Below are 16568 nucleotides of genomic sequence, written 5' to 3'. Positions count from 1 at the left end.
ACTTTTGTGCGATATGAAAAGAAAAATGATATTTGTCCCTGCCGGAGGTTTGGCAAACCGCATCCGTGCCACGCTTTCCGCCATTGCATTGGCGGAACAGACCGGCATTGAATTGAAAGTAATCTGGTTTCGTGACTGGGCATTGCATGCTGCTTTTCGTGATTTGTTCGTGCCCCGGAATTTGTCCGAAAAGGTATGTATTACCGAAGCATCGGCTTTTGATTTGTTGGTGTACGACCGTCCGAGGCAGAAGAACTTCCGCGTTCCTGCCTTGTTTCAGAAGCTGCTGTTCCGGGCGTGTCTGTACGAGCATCAGATAGACGCGCTCCGCACGCAAGGTTTCGACTTTGAGGGCTGGGCAAAACGGGGAAATGTGTATATGGCGTCCTATCTGCCTTTCTATGCTTATCCCGATGCGCTGCTGCACGAGGTGTTCCGTCCCGTTCCGCAGATAGAGGAGGTCATCGGGAAACGCATTTCCGCCTTTTCGGATTATACCGTAGGCGTGCATATCCGTCGTACTGATAATGTTTTGTCTATCGAGCACAGTCCGCTGGAGGCGTTTTTCGGTTGTTTGGATAAGGAACAGGCGGCGCATCCCGACCTTTGTATCTACCTTGCCACCGATTCGGAAGAAGTGAAACAAGCGATGCGCACCCGTTACGGCGAAAGAATCGTCTGTGCCGAAAGCAAAGCCGACCGCAGTACCACGGAAGGCATCCGCGAAGGCATCGCCGACCTGTGGACGCTGGCACACACCCGGAAGATATACGGCTCGTTCCACAGCTCGTTCTCTGAACTGGCGGCAGAGCTGGGAAGAATCCCGTTGGTGGTGGTGAAGCGATAGATTAATGCTGTTATAAGGAAACGCGGATTATCGCAGATTAACGCAAAAATTATTATCTGTGTAAATCTGCGTGAATCTGCGTTTCAAAATCGATACAGGTTATAAACTAATACAATATGCTGAAAGAAAACAATCAAGACCGGAAATGGACGGTGCTGGAGAGCGAATACCTCATCCGGCGTCCGTGGCTCACGGCACGAAAAGACCACGTGCTGTTGCCTACAGGAGCAGAAAACAAAGAGTATTACGTGCTGGAATATCCCGACTGGATAAACGTGCTGGCGATTACCCGCGACGGTAAGTTCCTGATGGAGCGCCAGTACCGCCACGGACTGGGGATGACCTGTTATGAAATCTGTGCAGGCGTATGCGAGAAAGGAGAATCGTCCCTCGAATCAGCTCGGCGTGAATTGTACGAGGAAACTGGTTTCGGCGGGGGCGAATGGCAACACTGGATGGACATCTCCGCCAATCCCAGCACGAACACGAACCTCTGCCATTGCTTCCTCGCCACCGGTGTGGAGCGTGTCTCTACCCAACATCTGGAAGAAACCGAGGACATCAGCGTCGAATTGCTTACAGCGGATGAAGTGCGCACCCTGCTCTTGAACGACCAAATCAAGCAAGCCCTGATGGCAGCCCCGCTTTGGAAATACTTTGCCGTGAACGGGCTGCTGTAGGTTTTTATGAAAATCTGAGCTATCTGTGGTGAAATGACTCAGCTTTTCCGCTGTACGATGCGTGCTCCAGCCGGAACACTTTCGGTTACCCAGATATTTCCTCCAATGGTAGCTCCGCGCCCGATGGTGATGCGTCCCAGGATGGTGGCATTCGAATAGACAATTACATCATCCTCCAAAATTGGATGGCGGGGGATACCTTTGATGGGGTTTCCATGTTCGTCAAGCGGGAAGCTTTTTGCTCCTAGTGTCACTCCTTGATAAAGTTTGACATGATTGCCAATGATGCATGTGGCGCCGATAACCACGCCTGTACCGTGGTCGATGGTGAAGTGATCACCTATCTTTGCTCCCGGATGGATATCGATACCCGTTTCCGAGTGGGCCATTTCGGTGATGATACGTGGAATGAGTGGCACGCCTAGCGTGTAGAGTTCGTGGGCTATACGGTAATTGGTGATGGCACGGATAATGGGATAGCAACAGATGATTTCACCGAAGCAGGTAGCGGCAGGGTCGCCGTAGTAAGCCGCTTCTACATCTGTGGCTAGAGTGTGGCGTATTAGCGGCAGGCGACTGATGAACTGGGCAGCAATGTTTGAGGCCGTAGTATGGCACAGGCATTCTTCCGGAGATTCGTCGGAAAGTGCATTCTCGATGCCGAAACAGAATCCTGCCTCCACCTGTTCGGTAAGCAGGCGGAACAGTTCTTCTACATCTACACCGATGTGATAGTTGAGGGTGCGTCTGTGTATGGTAGAGTTGCCGAAGTAGCCAGGAAAAAGAATTTCACGTGACAGTTCTACGATGCGTCTGAGTGATTTGGCAGAGGGGAGGAGTTCACCGTCTTTGTATTGATGGAACAGTCCTTCATAGGAGGCAGGGTCGGACAATTCATTGACCGTTTTGTTGAGGATAGGAGTGTAATCGGGTATCATCATGCTAAGTGTTTTAATTTGTATGCGAGCAAATGTACAAAAAATATTGATTGATTGAAACAGAAAGTTGTAAAGACATGGAAAAACAATTTATTCAACTACGGCATCGATAATTCCTCCACCCAGTACAATGTTGTCTCGATAGAATACCGCCGCTTGTCCGCAGGCAATGGACGCCAACGGTTCGTGCAGGCAGACATGCAAACGGTTGTCGGCGGTAAGTGTAACCCTACAACGGTTGGCTTGTTTGCGGTAGCGTATTTTAACGATAATTTCATCATTGCTTCCGATGACTTCATCGGGGCATGCCAAGTACCAGTGTGAGAGGTACATGCCGTTATGTTCCAGTGCCTGCAAGCGGTTGCAGATGATGACTGCATTTGTTTCGGGAATGATTTGTTTGACGAATAATGCCTGGTTCTGATAAATACCCAGTCTGCGGCGTTGTCCGATGGTATAAAAAGGATATCCTTCGTGTGTCCCGATGGGGATGCCTGCTTCGTTGTAAAAGATGCCGGGTACGATTTTTCCAGCTTCTGTATGTTCGCGTAAGAAAGTGCGGTAATCTCCGGGACAAAAACAGACCCCCTGACTATCACGTTTGTGAGCCATTTTTGTGAATCCCCGTTCGGCAGCTAGTGCGCGCACTTCTTTTTTGGTAAGGTTACCCATGGGCAAAAGCATTCGTTGCAACGTTTCTTGCGACAATCCCCAAAGGAAAAATGATTGGTCTTTGTCTGGGTCAGAGCCGGCAGAGATATGCCAGCGTCCGTTGTGTAGGACCTTTTGTACATAGTGTCCTGTGGCGATATGATAGATGTCTTGTTCGTCGGCAACTTGTTGTAAGAGCGGCCATTTCAGAAGATTGTTGCAAAGAGTGCAGGGCACGGGGGTGCGTCCTTTCAAATATTCGTTGATGAAATAAGTGATTATTCGTTGCTGGAAGATTTCGCGGGCATCATAAACGAGGTGTGGGATGTGTAGCCGTGTGCAGAGTTCAGCGGCATCGTCCAGGTATTCGGTATGAGCATCTTTTTCGTAAAAGCGGAACGTGATACCGGTTACTTCGTATCCGGCATCCTGTAAGATAATGGCTGCTACCGAACTGTCGGTTCCACCACTCATTCCTAATAATACACGCTTGTTCTGTTTTGCTCTCATGACATACGGACATAAAAAAAGGAGTACCGCTGTACTCCAACCTTTGTTAACCTTAAATCTAATACTATGAAAAACACGATGCAAAGGTACGGACTTTTCTGGAATATGCAAGTGTATGTGCTAAAATAATATGTTTTATAACACGATTTAAGAATATAGCTTCGCATTATACGTTCATTAACAAATAGGGCTTTGCCGGTAAGGACATGTGTGCTGAAACGAATGCTGATGTATGGCGTTGAAATATAATTTTCGGTGGAAAACTGGTCTATGTCGAAAAGATTCCTTAGCTTTGTATTTATTATGGTAGAATGAAAAGATATTCAGCCCTATGAAGTGTTTGCATGTGATAACTCCCGTAAAGGATTCCATTGATTCGACGCTTGAAACAATACAGGCGATTATGGAATCTGAAACAAGTGTTCCTTTTACCTATACTGTGTATAATGATTTCAGTACGCCTGAGAATACGCTCCGTTTGCAGGAAGCATCAGAGCGGTATGGCTTCGAATTGGTGAATCTGTCGGAGGTAACTTCGCATCCCTCTCCCAATTATTTGCTGGTGTTGCAGATGGCACAGGCACGTGCCATTGAGGCTGATGCCGGTCTGCTGATAGTAGAGTCGGACGTAGTGGTGAGGCGGGATACCCTGCAGGGCTTGTTCGATGGGGCTTTGCAACGTCCAGGATGCGGTATTGCCGCTTCGGTCACAGTAGACGATAGCGGGGTGATAAATTATCCGTACCTGTATGCACAGGGACAGGAGAATCGTGTCATTGCGGAAAAGAAGCATCTGAGCTTCTGTTGCTCCCTGCTCTGTACCGATTTCTTGCGGAAGTATGATTTCCATCAGCTGGATGCCAGCAAGAATTGGTTCGATGTCACCATTTCGCATCAGGCATTGAAGGATGGATTTACCAATTATCTCTTCACTTCGCTGCCTGTTGTGCACCGTCCGCACGGAAGCCGTCCATGGAAGAAACTGAAATATACCAATCCGTTGAAGTATTATTGGTTGAAGTTCACCAAGGGGCTGGATAAGATTTGAGACTATATGCATGTGCCTGCGCAGCTATATGCATGTGCGATGGCATATATATGAATCAGGTATAGGAATTATATTCGTTTGTCAGTATATGAGCTTGTTCAATCATCAGACCTTGGTACTTCATCCGGACTTTGCCGGTCTGGAAGATTTTATGATAAGTTTGCCCGACCGTTTTTTGCACGATGAGGGTGTAGTTATTCATAACGGACGAAACCAGTTGAGGCGGATTACGTATCAGGGGGCAGATTATGTGGTGAAGGCTTTCCGCAGGCCGAACCTGGTCAATCGCTTTGTTTACGGGGTGTTGCGACCTTCGAAGGCGAAACGTTCATACGACCATGCTCTCCTGTTTCAGCAGATAGGCGTGGGCACTCCTCAGCCTGTAGGCTATATGAATATCCGGAAGGGATTGCTTTTCGACCGGAGTTATTACGTAACCCTTGCCTCTACTTGTCCTTACCGGTATGAAGACCTGTTTCACCGGCATTTCGATTACGAGGAAGAGGTGTTGCGTGCCGTGGGACGGGTGACGGCGCTTCTGCATAATCACGGATATGCCCATAAGGATTACGGGCGTGCCAATATCCTGTTCGAGAAGACGCCCGAAGGCATCAGACTGGATATTGTCGACCTGAACCGCCTTGCCATCGGACCGCTGGACATGAAGGCCGGATGTAAAAATCTGGAGCGTTTGCCTGCCACTCCTGCCATGCACCGGATTATTGCCGAGGAGTATGCCAAGGCACGCGGATTCGATACCGGAGAATGTTATCGCCTGATGGTGGCGTACCGGAGTACCCAGCCGGGCAAGGAAGAAAAAGAAATCGAAGCTTTGAAGCATTATAAGGAAAAGATATGAAAATCATAGCCGTAGTAGTTACATACAACCGACTGGAATTGTTGAAGCGCAATATCGCTTGCTTGCGGGCGAACCGGCCGCTTGATGCTATCGTTGTGGTCAACAACGGGAGCATCGATGGTACTACCGCATGGCTGGCTTCAGAGCCGGGGCTGCATGTGGTCAATCAGGCAAACGTGGGCGGTTCGGGAGGTTTTTATACGGGCATTCGTGAGGCTTGCCGGCTGGATGCCGACTGGATATGGTGCATGGACGATGATGTGTTTCCCCGACCCGATTGTCTGGAGAGTCTTTTGCGTCATGCCGGCCGGAGTGATGTGGGTATGCTCGCACCGCGCCGTCTGATGGAAGGCAAGGTGTATACGAACGATTTCCAGGCACTCGATTTGACATGTCCTTTCGCCTCCCTTTATAAAGGGAAGCTCTCGAAGATGCAGGTCGACGCGCCTACGGAGATTTGTGGAACGGCGTTCGAAGGTCCTTTTATCCGTAGGGAAGTGGTAGAGAAAATCGGTTTGCCCAAGAAAGAGCTTTTTATCTTTTGTGATGATACCGACTATTGCATCCGTACCGTGCAGGCGGGTTATAAGATAATGTATGTTCCCGAAGCGCTGATGGACAAGGAAAAGTTCTTTTCGAAAGACACGTGGGTGGAGCGCAATAAGAAAAAGAAATGGAAACGTTTCTATCAAGTGCGCAACTCCGCATACTTGAACCATCATTATGGGAAGAACTGGGCTGTAAGGTATCTGCGCGGTTTCAACGGGGTGATAGGCTATATTCTGATAGCTTTGTTTACGTGTCCGTTCAGCGATGCATATCGCCTGAGCGACATCGGCAGGTTCTGGAAAGCTTATCTGGACGGAGTGAATGAGCGGTTGGGAATGATGAAATAAGAAAAGAACAATGTGTTATGAGATTGATAAAAGTTACAGGTGGTTTAGGGAATCAGATGTTCATCTATGCATGTTATTTGCAGATGAAGAAGCGCTTTCCGCGGGTTTATATCGACTTGACAGATATGATGCACTATCATGTGCATTACGGTTACGAGATGCATCGGGTATTCGGCCTGCCCTGTGTAGAAGTCTGTATGAACCAGGTGTTGAAGAAAGTCATCGAGTTTTTGTTTTTCAAGACCATCCTTGAACGTAAACAGCACGGCTCGATGCGTCCGTATACACGCAGTTACTTGTGGCCGCTTATCTATTTCAAGGGCTTTTACCAGTCGGAGAAATATTTTGCCGATATCAAGGACGAAGTGCGTCAGGCATTTACGTTCGACTTAAAGCAGGCTAACGGGCAAAGCCTTCGGATGCGTGAGCAGATAGATAAGGATGAACATGCCGTATCTTTGCACGTGCGCCGGGGCGATTACCTCCAACCCAAGCATTGGGAAGCCATCGGGTGCATTTGCCAGCTTTCATATTATCGGAATGCTTTGGAAGAAATGGGCAAACGGGTGGAGCGTCCCCGTTATTATGTCTTTTCGGACGACCTTGCCTGGGTGAAGGAGAATCTGGATTTGCCCGATGCGGTGTATATCGACTGGAACAAAGGAGAGGACAGCTGGCAGGACATGATGCTGATGAGCCGGTGCCGGCATCACATCATCTGCAATAGCACGTTCAGCTGGTGGGGAGCGTGGTTGAATCCGCGCAACGGTAAAATAGTCATTGCTCCCGAACGTTGGACACGCGATGCCGATAGCCGGGAGATTGTTCCGGCGGAGTGGTTGAGAGTATCTATTAAATAAAAGGAGTGAGGACATGCGTATGTATATGATGCGGAAGATAGGTTATGCATTGGTGGAAATCTTCAAGACGTTCCGCCGCATTTCTTCTCCACGGTTGCTTATGACCCTTTTGGTGAAGAACGAAGAAGATATGCTGGAAGAGAATCTGCGCTTTCACAAGGCGATGGGGGTAGATGGCTTTATCATTACTGATAACAATTCCACCGACCGCACACCGGAGATTATCGAAAAATACCGGCAAATGGGATGGGTGAAGGAAGTGATACAGGAAACAGCTACCAATTATGAGCAAAAAGCATGGGTAGACCGTATGATATGGAAAGCCAAGACCCGATACGGTGCCGACTGGATTATCAATGCCGATGCGGATGAGTTATGGTATGCTCCTTCGGGAAACCTGAAGGATGAACTGAGCCGTACGGGTGCCAATGTGTTGAATTGCGAGATGCGAAGCCTTTATCCTGAAGAAGACAAACCCTTCTGGCAATGGGACAAGGCGGTAAAATATGTACCCGACCTGGAACATTATGGTCTGTCACTCTATTCTCTTTTCGAGCGTCAGAACAAGAAAGTGGTACATCGGGCAGCCGGATACATACAGATTTCGATGGGGAACCACAAGGTGACGATGTTGCCTAAACGTTCGGCGGACACCGATATACGCGTGTACCATTATAATATAAGGGGCAAGCAACAATTCCTGGAAAAGATGATAAATGGAGGCAAGCAGTTGGAGCAACACAAAGGGCGGCACGGAGGCCGGCACTGGCGTTATTTTTATCGTTTGTATAAGGAGGGCAAGTTGGAAGAAGAATACGACCGTGTTATCGGTACCCACGTATTCGACCGCCTGCAAGCAGACGGATATGTATATGAGGATGATACGATTTGCAGGTTTTTCAGTTATTTAAAAGAATCGCAACAATGATGCATATAGCTTTGACCATCGACCATAAGTTTGTACGGTTTTGTGCTGTTACAATGGTTTCTGTCTTAAAGAACAACCGTCCGCAAGATGTGACTTTCCATATCGTTTCACAATCCCTTCCCCAGGCAGATTGCGATATACTTGCCCGCTTGGCTTCTTCTTATGGTGCCACTATCGCGTTTTATGATGTGCCGGAAGAGAAAGTGTCTGGTTATGTCATCCGTTGGGAAGGGCAGCGGTTGTCTAAAGTCGTGTTCTATCGGTGTGTCTTGTCTTCCCTCTTGCCCGCGACGGTTTCGAAAGTCCTTTATATGGATTGCGATGTATTGGTCTTGAGTGCGTTGGATGAACTATGGAATACCAATCTTACAGGAGTAGCTTTGGCTGGTATTCCGGATGCCATTCAGGTCAATCCTGTTCATTGCAAGCGTTTAGGGTATGACGTTTCTTACAATTATTTCAATGGAGGCGTTTTGCTTTTGAATTTAGATTATTGGCGAGAACATCAGATAGAGGAACAATGTGTCCGTTATTATCAACGATATCCAGACAGGGTGATATATAATGATCAAGACTTGTTGAACGGATTGTTGCATGAGCATAAGGTGCTGGTTGCTATGAAATGGGATGTGCAGGAAGGTTTATACCGTATTCCAAAAGGCAAGAATGCCTGTTGGCGCCCGCCTTATCTGGAAACCATTCTTCATCCGGCCATCCTGCATTATTCTTCACGCAAGCCCTGGCAATACCATTGTATGCATCCCTTGCGCCATCTGTATTTCGAGTATCAAAATCTGACACCTTGGAAAGGTGAGCATGTGCTTAATCGCTTTAGACCCCGTTTGCACCGGTTTATCCATTTATTGCCTTATACATTAGGTCTGAAGCGAAGCAAGTACCTGAAGTTGTAATTTTAGAAGAAACTGTCTTGAATTTATTGTGTGATGATTTGAGATGACTAAAAATCGCCCAAAGCACACATGAAAACGGATACATCTGATTGGATTATATTATCAATCCAGACATCATCCTTTTATAGTTTCCATCCCAAAACCGTACGTTCTTGATACGGAAACCGTATGTTTTCGATATGGAAACCGTACGGTTTCCATATGGAGAACGTAAAAGGAAGACAGTCTGAAACAGATACTGAACCTTTCAATCATACATTGATTCATATCCGCAAAACAAATTTATCAGAAAAATTAGAACACCCTCTCAAAACAGTTCTTATATATTTAAATGAAGGAATCGTGTACCGATTAGTTTTAAAAGTAAAGTAAGCGAATGTTTTCGGAAAGAAGTCATTCGCCAGTATTGTTTTATAAGTTTGTATGTTTCTCGGTAAGGATAATTTGTACGCAATGCTTTTTTGATGAATCGATAAAAGGCATCGTGTTCATCCTGAACGACTTCTTTACGCGACAGAGAATGGATATATAAGGGCAAATATGGATTCCATTTTTCGTTGTGTAAGCGGATTGTGGTAGCTACCCATTCGGTAGAAAAAGAGCCGATGGAGAAGTGTTCGATGGTTACTGCTCCGCAGATGTAGTTTTGGTAGTGTCGGGCTACCTGTAAAGAAAAGTCCAGGTCATATCCGTGGAAACCGGGTAATAGCCGTTCATCAAATGGACATTCTTGCCATACTTGCCTGCGTACAAACATACACATACCGTCAATGGTGATGCAGGGAGCATATTTTGCGTTGGAAGTAAAAGAGTTCATAAACAATTCTTTTCCTTCCTTTGTCCGTTGGATATAGTGATTGACCATCCATTTTGCAGAAGGATGTACAGAGGATATGGCTTGGAATTTTACAGGCGAACCCGTGAAACCAATAATGCCGCAGTCTGGTTCTTTGAGTTTGTTGATTATGGTTTCGCCCCAATTCTTACAACGGAAAGCAACATCTTCATGCAGGAAGCAAAGATATTCGGTTTTTGCTTGCTGTGCGCAAAGATTGTAAACGTGTGCTATGCCATAATTCAGCGTTTGGTTGTCAAATGGCATGAAGCGGTATTGAGTGTCTCCAATGGTATCATATATGTTATTGTACAATGCCATTGCCCGTTGGGGCGATATGCTGCAAACTATAAAGGTAATCATCAGTTTTATGCTTTTATGTGTAGAAGGCGGTTGCTTATGAGTTTCAGTAACAAAGTAAGAGAATGTTTTTTGAAATGTGTCCGTTTCCAATAATCTTTCAGGAAGGGATAAATATCTTTATAAGGGGATTGGGTGCGTAGTGCCTTCTTTAGAAACAGGAAAAGAGCTTCTTCTTCATAGTAGTTCAGTGCTTTTTCAGAAAAATCCTCAACGGATAATGGAAGCTTGTCTTTCCATTTAGCGTCTAATGCAATGATGGCATTTACCCATTGGGTAGTATAAGAACCATTTGAAAAATGTTCTATGATGATGGTGTTGCAAATGTAGTTTTGATGGTGCATGGCAACCTGTAAAGAAAAGTCCAGATCATAACCGTGAAAGCCTGTCAGTGTTTGTTCGTCAAAATGATGTAGATTCCATACGGCTTTGGGTACAAACATACACATTCCGTCTACGGTGATACAAGCCTTGTAATCTATATCATCGTTCAATGAATTAAAAAAATAACTGTATTTCCTGTCTTTTTGTATGTAGTTGTGGCAAGTTAGCGGATTGTAAGGGTGTACTCCAGAAATGCATTGCGTTTTCAGGATGGAGCCGGAAAATCCGATAATGCCGCAATTATCCGAACTTAATTGATGGATAATGTCTTTTCCCCAATTTCTTGAATGAAAAGCAATGTCTTCATGGAGGAAACATAAATAAGCATAGCGGGCTTTGCTTGCGCATAAATTATATGCTTTGGCTATGCTATAATTGGTCTGACGATTGTCGAATATGATGATTTCATACGGTGTTTCTCCTATCGTACGTTGAATGTTTTGTTCTAAAGCATGAGCCCGTTCGGGGGCAATGCTGCAAATGATAAAAGTTATCATAACAAGTTTGTTTGAAAAATGCAAAATTACGCAATCTATTTGGATTTGCCAATCTTGGTTGCATATAATGATAACGCTTTTATTCTATCTTTTTCTTCAGTTAAGGTATAAGGTAAGAATTTAAGTTTCTTATGCAGTTTGAAATACAGATAATCCTTTAATTTGGATGAATGGAACAATTTATGATACTCTTTCATGACACATTGTTTGATTTGCTTGTTTTTGTGGTGCCTGATGATTCGTACGTCTTTTCCATGTCTCAGCCTGCGTTTTGTGGAATTGATGGAAGGAAGTTGGCTTTCGATGTACAAGCTGATTTTGAAAGTTTCAATGTAAGATTGTCCATTGTATCTCCCTTGGGTCGTTTGGGAAACATGTTGACGGAAGTAATTCAATGTCTGGTGTATCTGAATTACTTTGCCTTGCATAGCCACGCCTGTCCAAAATAGCCAGTCGCCACAATAACGGAATTTTGTCCATTCTTGGTTTTTCAGATGCAAGGCATATTCTTTTCTGAATATGACTCCGCTGGCATTAGGAATTTCGTTTTGCCAATACAGGATGTATTCTACAAACTTTTGCCCGTCGAAACAGATGGCATCAGTTTGTGCTTCTTCTTTGCTCCAGTAATGCACGTTTTGGTTGATGGTATTTCCTTTTTCATCGATGTAAACACTTCCCACATTGCAGATGGCTACTTTTTCTTGCTGTCCGATATAATGCATACAGGTTTCCAGGAAAGTCGGTTCGCATAAATCATCAGCTTCGGCTATCCAAACCCATTCACCTTTTGCCAGCAGGATGCCTTTCATCCATTGCCGGAAAGGACTTCCTGTATTTTGTTTGTTGACCTCAATTTGAGTAACATGAGGATTCTTTCTGTACTTTTCCAATATGGTGATACTTTCATCCGTCGATGCGTCGTCCAGTAGAATCAGCTCATAATCGGTGTAAGTCTGATTCAATATGGATGTGATGCGTTGGTCGAGGAAGCGGCCATAATTATAATTGGGGACGATAATGCTTACTGTGGGATTCTTATCACTCATAGTGTTGGGTTTTAAATTGTCTTGTCAAGAAGTTAGTTTGAGTCTATATAGTAAAAATGAAATGTTACATAAAATACTGCATGTCCGCACACGATAATTTATGCGAATCAGGAGTTAAAATAATTAGAAGCTGTTTTGAATTTCTCCAAAAAGTTTTTCTTGTCTTGATGTATCCGTTTTCGTGTGTGCTTTGGGCGATTTTTTGGTCCTTTTCGCTCCTGTTCTTCGTCAGATAGCCCGCTATCTTCCTCATCACAGAAGCGAAAATGCCTCAAAAACTCATCCCAAATCATCGCACGATAAATTCAAAACAGCTTCTTATGTTTTGCAGGAATTATCCCTTCGTTCGGAAGTTAAAAGCCAATAGGCTTGCTACTGAACGAAGGGAAAAGTATTGGTATCCAACTCCCTATAACTCCTTCTGACTCCCTTTAACTCCTAATCGGTATGATTTACGACCGCCCAAAGGGATGTAGGATTTCAACTTTTACAACGCCTGCATGTCGTTCAGCCGCTTGTAATAGCCGTTTTTCTGGAGCAGTTCCTCATGCTTGCCGCATTCCACAATGCGACCTTCGTAGAGCACGTAGATGCGGTCGGCGTTCTTGATGGTAGAGAGACGATGGGCGATGGCGATTGTCGTGCGGGTCTTCATCAGCCGTTCCAGAGCCTCTTGCACCAGGCGTTCGCTTTCGGTATCAAGTGCTGATGTTGCTTCGTCCAGTATCAGGATAGCAGGGTTTTTCAGAATGGCGCGGGCGATAGAGATGCGTTGGCGCTGCCCTCCCGAAAGTTTGCATCCGCGGTCTCCGATGTTGGTATCATAACCTTGCTCGCTCTCCATGATGAATTCGTGGGCGTTTGCCACCTTGGCGGCGGCTATCACCTCTTCCATTGTGGCGTTGTCTACCCCGAAAGTAATGTTGTTGTAGAAACTGTCGTTGAACAAGATGGCTTCCTGGTTTACGTTGCCTATCAGGCTTCGCAGGTCTTTCACTTTCAGTCCTTTGATGTTCTTTCCGTCTATCAGTATTTCGCCCGACTGGACATCGTGGAAACGGGGTACGAGGTCGACCAGTGTCGATTTGCCGGAACCACTTTGTCCTACAAGTGCAATGGTCTCGCCTTTTTTCACGCTGAGGCTTACGTCGTGAAGCACTTCATGGGTGCCGTAGCTGAACGAGATGTGGCGGAACTCCAGCCCGTCATTCAGTTCGCTGATAGGTTCGGCATCGGGACGTTCTTTGATAGGGTTTTCTGCCTTCAGTATCTTGTCCACACGCTCCATCGAGGCAAGTCCCTTCGGAATGTTGTAGCTCGCTTTCGAAAAGTCTTTCAGTGGATTGATGATGCTGTACAGGATGACCATGTAGAAGATGAACGTGGGTGCGTCAATAGGTGAGGTATCGCTCAGGATAAGCGTTCCGCCGAACCACAGCACCAGCACGATGAGTACCGTGCCCAGAAATTCGCTCATCGGATGGGCAAGGCTCTGGCGCATGGCTACGCGGCTGGTGGCGTCCCGGAACTCATTGCTGCATTTCACGAAGCGGTTTATCATCTTGTCTTCGGCTATGAATGCCTTGATGATGCGCATTCCGCCCAGTGTCTCTTCCAGTTGCGACATCGTTTCGCTCCATTTATTCTGGGCATCCAGCGACTGGCGTTTCAGCTTGCGGCCTACCCGCCCCATTACCCAACCCATTGCCGGAAGCACAATGATGGTAAAGAGTGTAAGTTGCCAGCTGGTAACCAGCAGGGTGGCGAAATAGGAAACGATAAGTATCGGATTCTTCAGCAGCATGTCGAGCGAGCTGGTGATGGAGTTCTCGATTTCGCCTACATCGCCGCTCATGCGGGCGATGATGTCTCCCTTTCGCTCATCGGAAAGGAAACTGAGAGGCAGGTGCATTACTTTGGTATATACCAGGATACGGATGTCACGCACTACGCCTGTGCGCAAAGGAACCATCACAGCTGTAGAGCCGAAGTAGCATGCAGTCTTCAGCAAGGTCATTCCGGCGAGGAACAATCCCAGCCACAGGAGGGTGGTCGAAGGACCGAATGTTTCAATCAGTTGGGAGGCGTAGTAATAGAAGTTGTTGACCGCCACGTCCTTGATGTCAGCACTTCCCCACGGCATGAAGTGATACTCCTGGCCGCTTCCCCCCGTCTTGAACAAGATATTCAGTATCGGGATAAGCAGGGAGAAAGAAAACACGTTGAAGATAGCGGAAAGGATGTTCAGCATCACCGCACCAGCCACATATCTTTTATAAGGCGAGATGAACCGCCGCATCATCTGGAAAAACTCTTTCATAAAGGAACGGATTGTTTGTGAATTGCAAAGATAGTGTTATTTCCCGTAATTCAATATGCTTGAAGCAAAATTTTGGAGTAAAATCCCATTTGCGGCTTTTCGGCAGGATCCTGTCCTATGCGAGGACATAAAACGAAGCCTTTTATCGGAAAGTAGGCTATAAATTAATGCTTTTGTCATTTTTTCATTCTTGAAACAAGTCGCTTTAGGGTAATATTTGTATTTTTGTGCATTGAATTGAACAACCAAAGCCAATGATGGAATGAAATTTGTATATTATATAGTCTTTGCCTCGTGGTACGTGCTTTCGTTGCTCCCTTTGAGGGTGCTGTATGTCGTGTCTGATATTTTGTATCTGCCCTTGTTTTATTGTATCCGTTACCGGAGGCACATTGTCCACCGCAACCTGAAGGCATCGTTCCCGGAGAAGAGTGAGTCGGAAATTCTCCGTATTGAAAAGCAGTTCTATCATTTCTTTTGCGATTATGTGGTAGAAACCATTAAGTTGTTCTCGATATCGAAGAAAGAGATGATGCGGCGGATGTCTTTTTCGGGACTCGACCGGGTGCAAGAGGAACTGGAACGGGAACAAAAGAAGTATTGTTTCATATATTTAGGGCATTATTGCAACTGGGAGTATGTGGCCTCCATGCAATACTGGCTTCCGGATATACATTGCGGACAGATTTACCATCCGCTTTATAACAAAGCGTTCGACCAACTGTTCTTACGGCTCCGCGGGCAGTTCGGGGGCGACAATATCCCGATGAAAGAAACCTTGCGCCGTATTATCAAATTAGGGAAGGGCGAAAAGAAAGTGATGATAGGGTTTATAGCCGATCAGGCGCCTAGCTGGTGGGCAATGGAACATTGGACGACGTTTCTGAATCATGATACTGCTTTCTTTATGGGTACGGAACGTATCGGCAGGAAGCTGGATGCGGCTGTTTATTATCTGGATATCCGTAGGGTGAAGCGTGGCTATTATCATGCAGAGTTGAAACTTCTGACCCTGCATCCCAATGACTTGCCGCAATACCGCCTGACAGATATGTATTCCGAGTGCTTGGAAAAGCAGATTAAGGAAGCTCCTGCCTATTGGCTCTGGAGCCACAACCGCTGGAAACGTACGAAAGAGGAATGGCTGAAGGTAATTGGAAATAAAAGAAAAGACTATGGTTCCTAAAATCATTCATTTGTGCTGGTTCGGAGACAGGGCATATCCGCTGGAAGTGAAAGTATGTATTGCCAGTTGGAAACGGTTGCTCCCTGATTATCAGATACGGGTATGGACGTATGAAGATGCCCGGGCTATCGGATGCCGTTTTATCGACCAGGCACTTTCGATGAAAAAATGGGCTTTTGCCGCAGATGGCGTACGCTTTTACGCGGTGTATCACGAAGGGGGTGTGTACATGGATAGCGATATCTTCTTGCGTAAGCGTTTCGACCGCTTTGTGCCCAAAGAAGGGGAGGGATGTACCACCTTCAATGAATGTTGGATGGAGCAACCGGATGACTTCGGGCTGCAGGCGGCATTCTTTATAGGCGAAAAAGGGAACAGCTTCTGCAAGGAAGTGTTCGAATATTACCGTACGCATGATTTTGTACATCCCGATGGTTCGTTCGACCAGACCATTTCGCCGATGATTATGAAAGAAATAGCTATGAAGCGTGGTTATGTATGCAGGGAAGAGGAGCAACATCTGGAAGGGCTGACCGTGTATCCTACGTTTTGGCTTTCGCCCTGCAACCATTATAATCACAGTCCGGAGGCTTTCGGAGTACATCGTTTGTACGGAAGTTGGCGGACACATAAGCTGGGACGCAAGATGGAACGTGCCGTCAAGCATATATGTAACGCAATAAGATATTACCCACCGTCAAGTTAGAAGTGCAACTCCGCCACCGCCTTCCTCCGTCCTTGGAGCGTAGCGAAAAGGGCGGAGGAAGGCGGTGGAAGCCCGGAATCAGGGTCATCCGGCAATACAAAAT

The 16568-nt window shown here is 46.2% G+C and carries 17 protein-coding genes; 10 read left to right on the top strand and 7 right to left on the bottom strand.

The features are described from left to right. The first annotated feature begins 13 nt into the window (after positions 1 to 13). Both B5F25_RS06390 and B5F25_RS06385 read left to right on the top strand, forming a co-directional pair. Positions 14 to 847 carry a glycosyl transferase gene (locus tag B5F25_RS06390; protein ID WP_087248434.1) on the top strand — a complete coding sequence of 278 codons (834 nt, stop codon included), beginning with the start codon at positions 14 to 16 and terminating at the stop codon, positions 845 to 847. Positions 848 to 963: 116 nt separating this feature from the next. Next, a complete protein-coding gene (locus tag B5F25_RS06385) occupies positions 964 to 1527 on the top strand; it encodes an NUDIX hydrolase (RefSeq protein WP_087248363.1) in 564 nt (187 codons plus the stop codon). A gap of 38 nt (positions 1528 to 1565) precedes the next feature. Here the strand turns inward: B5F25_RS06385 and B5F25_RS06380 are convergent, their stop codons facing one another. Continuing rightward, positions 1566 to 2465, bottom strand: a complete 900-nt coding sequence (locus B5F25_RS06380; protein WP_022039010.1) for a serine acetyltransferase — start codon at positions 2463 to 2465, stop codon at positions 1566 to 1568. Positions 2466 to 2555: 90 nt separating this feature from the next. Continuing rightward, positions 2556 to 3689, bottom strand: coding sequence for a tRNA 2-thiouridine(34) synthase MnmA (mnmA, locus tag B5F25_RS06375; protein ID WP_262483267.1), 1134 nt, complete (start codon positions 3687 to 3689; stop codon positions 2556 to 2558). Positions 3690 to 3957: 268 nt separating this feature from the next. Here mnmA and B5F25_RS06370 point away from each other — a divergent pair, with 268 nt between their 5' ends. The 6 genes from B5F25_RS06370 (at position 3958) to B5F25_RS06345 (ending at position 9128) form a co-directional block, all read left to right on the top strand. Further along, a complete protein-coding gene (locus B5F25_RS06370; protein ID WP_022039008.1) occupies positions 3958 to 4674 on the top strand; it encodes a hypothetical protein in 717 nt (238 codons plus the stop codon). Between the two features lie 88 nt (positions 4675 to 4762). Further along, entirely contained in the window at positions 4763 to 5533 is a 771-nt protein-coding gene (locus B5F25_RS06365) for a lipopolysaccharide kinase InaA family protein (RefSeq protein WP_087248359.1), read from the top strand. Beyond that, a complete protein-coding gene (locus B5F25_RS06360) occupies positions 5530 to 6429 on the top strand; it encodes a glycosyltransferase family 2 protein (protein WP_087208002.1) in 900 nt (299 codons plus the stop codon). Before B5F25_RS06365 ends, B5F25_RS06360 begins: the two co-directional genes overlap by 4 nt. Positions 6430 to 6446: 17 nt before the next feature. Next, positions 6447 to 7289 carry an alpha-1,2-fucosyltransferase gene (locus tag B5F25_RS06355; protein ID WP_087248357.1) on the top strand — a complete coding sequence of 281 codons (843 nt, stop codon included), beginning with the start codon at positions 6447 to 6449 and terminating at the stop codon, positions 7287 to 7289. A gap of 13 nt (positions 7290 to 7302) precedes the next feature. After that, complete coding sequence (locus tag B5F25_RS06350) at positions 7303 to 8217, top strand: glycosyltransferase family 2 protein (protein ID WP_087248355.1); 915 nt, start codon at positions 7303 to 7305, stop codon at positions 8215 to 8217. Further along, a complete protein-coding gene (locus B5F25_RS06345) occupies positions 8214 to 9128 on the top strand; it encodes a glycosyltransferase family 8 protein (protein WP_087248353.1) in 915 nt (304 codons plus the stop codon). Before B5F25_RS06350 ends, B5F25_RS06345 begins: the two co-directional genes overlap by 4 nt. Positions 9129 to 9447: 319 nt before the next feature. Here the strand turns inward: B5F25_RS06345 and B5F25_RS06340 are convergent, their stop codons facing one another. The 5 genes from B5F25_RS06340 to B5F25_RS06320 form a co-directional block, all read right to left on the bottom strand. After that, on the bottom strand, positions 9448 to 10326 hold the full coding sequence (locus B5F25_RS06340; protein WP_087248351.1) for a glycosyltransferase: 879 nt from the start codon (positions 10324 to 10326) through the stop codon (positions 9448 to 9450). 5 nt (positions 10327 to 10331) lie between these two features. Then, complete coding sequence (locus tag B5F25_RS06335; RefSeq protein WP_087248349.1) at positions 10332 to 11204, bottom strand: glycosyltransferase; 873 nt, start codon at positions 11202 to 11204, stop codon at positions 10332 to 10334. Positions 11205 to 11239: 35 nt separating this feature from the next. Beyond that, positions 11240 to 12253 carry a glycosyltransferase family 2 protein gene (locus B5F25_RS06330; protein WP_087248347.1) on the bottom strand — a complete coding sequence of 338 codons (1014 nt, stop codon included), beginning with the start codon at positions 12251 to 12253 and terminating at the stop codon, positions 11240 to 11242. Positions 12254 to 12360: 107 nt separating this feature from the next. Beyond that, on the bottom strand, positions 12361 to 12546 hold the full coding sequence (locus B5F25_RS06325) for a hypothetical protein (RefSeq protein ID WP_162614363.1): 186 nt from the start codon (positions 12544 to 12546) through the stop codon (positions 12361 to 12363). A gap of 194 nt (positions 12547 to 12740) precedes the next feature. Next, the gene (locus B5F25_RS06320) at positions 12741 to 14573 is read right to left on the bottom strand and encodes an ABC transporter ATP-binding protein (protein WP_022038999.1); all 1833 of its coding nucleotides are present in this window, start codon (positions 14571 to 14573) and stop codon (positions 12741 to 12743) included. Between the two features lie 262 nt (positions 14574 to 14835). Here B5F25_RS06320 and B5F25_RS06315 point away from each other — a divergent pair, with 262 nt between their 5' ends. After that, positions 14836 to 15759: a lysophospholipid acyltransferase family protein gene (locus B5F25_RS06315; protein WP_087248343.1), complete on the top strand. Its 924-nt coding sequence runs from the start codon at positions 14836 to 14838 to the stop codon at positions 15757 to 15759. Then, a complete protein-coding gene (locus B5F25_RS06310; protein ID WP_087248341.1) occupies positions 15749 to 16465 on the top strand; it encodes a glycosyltransferase in 717 nt (238 codons plus the stop codon). Before B5F25_RS06315 ends, B5F25_RS06310 begins: the two co-directional genes overlap by 11 nt. Positions 16466 to 16568: the final 103 nt, after the last annotated feature.

The sequence above is a fragment of the Bacteroides sp. An19 genome, from assembly GCF_002160215.1.
Taxonomy (GTDB): Bacteria; Bacteroidota; Bacteroidia; order Bacteroidales; family Bacteroidaceae; genus Phocaeicola; species Phocaeicola intestinalis.
The sequence above is the reverse complement of the archived record's forward strand: the minus strand, read 5'-3'. Positions and strand labels throughout refer to the sequence as shown.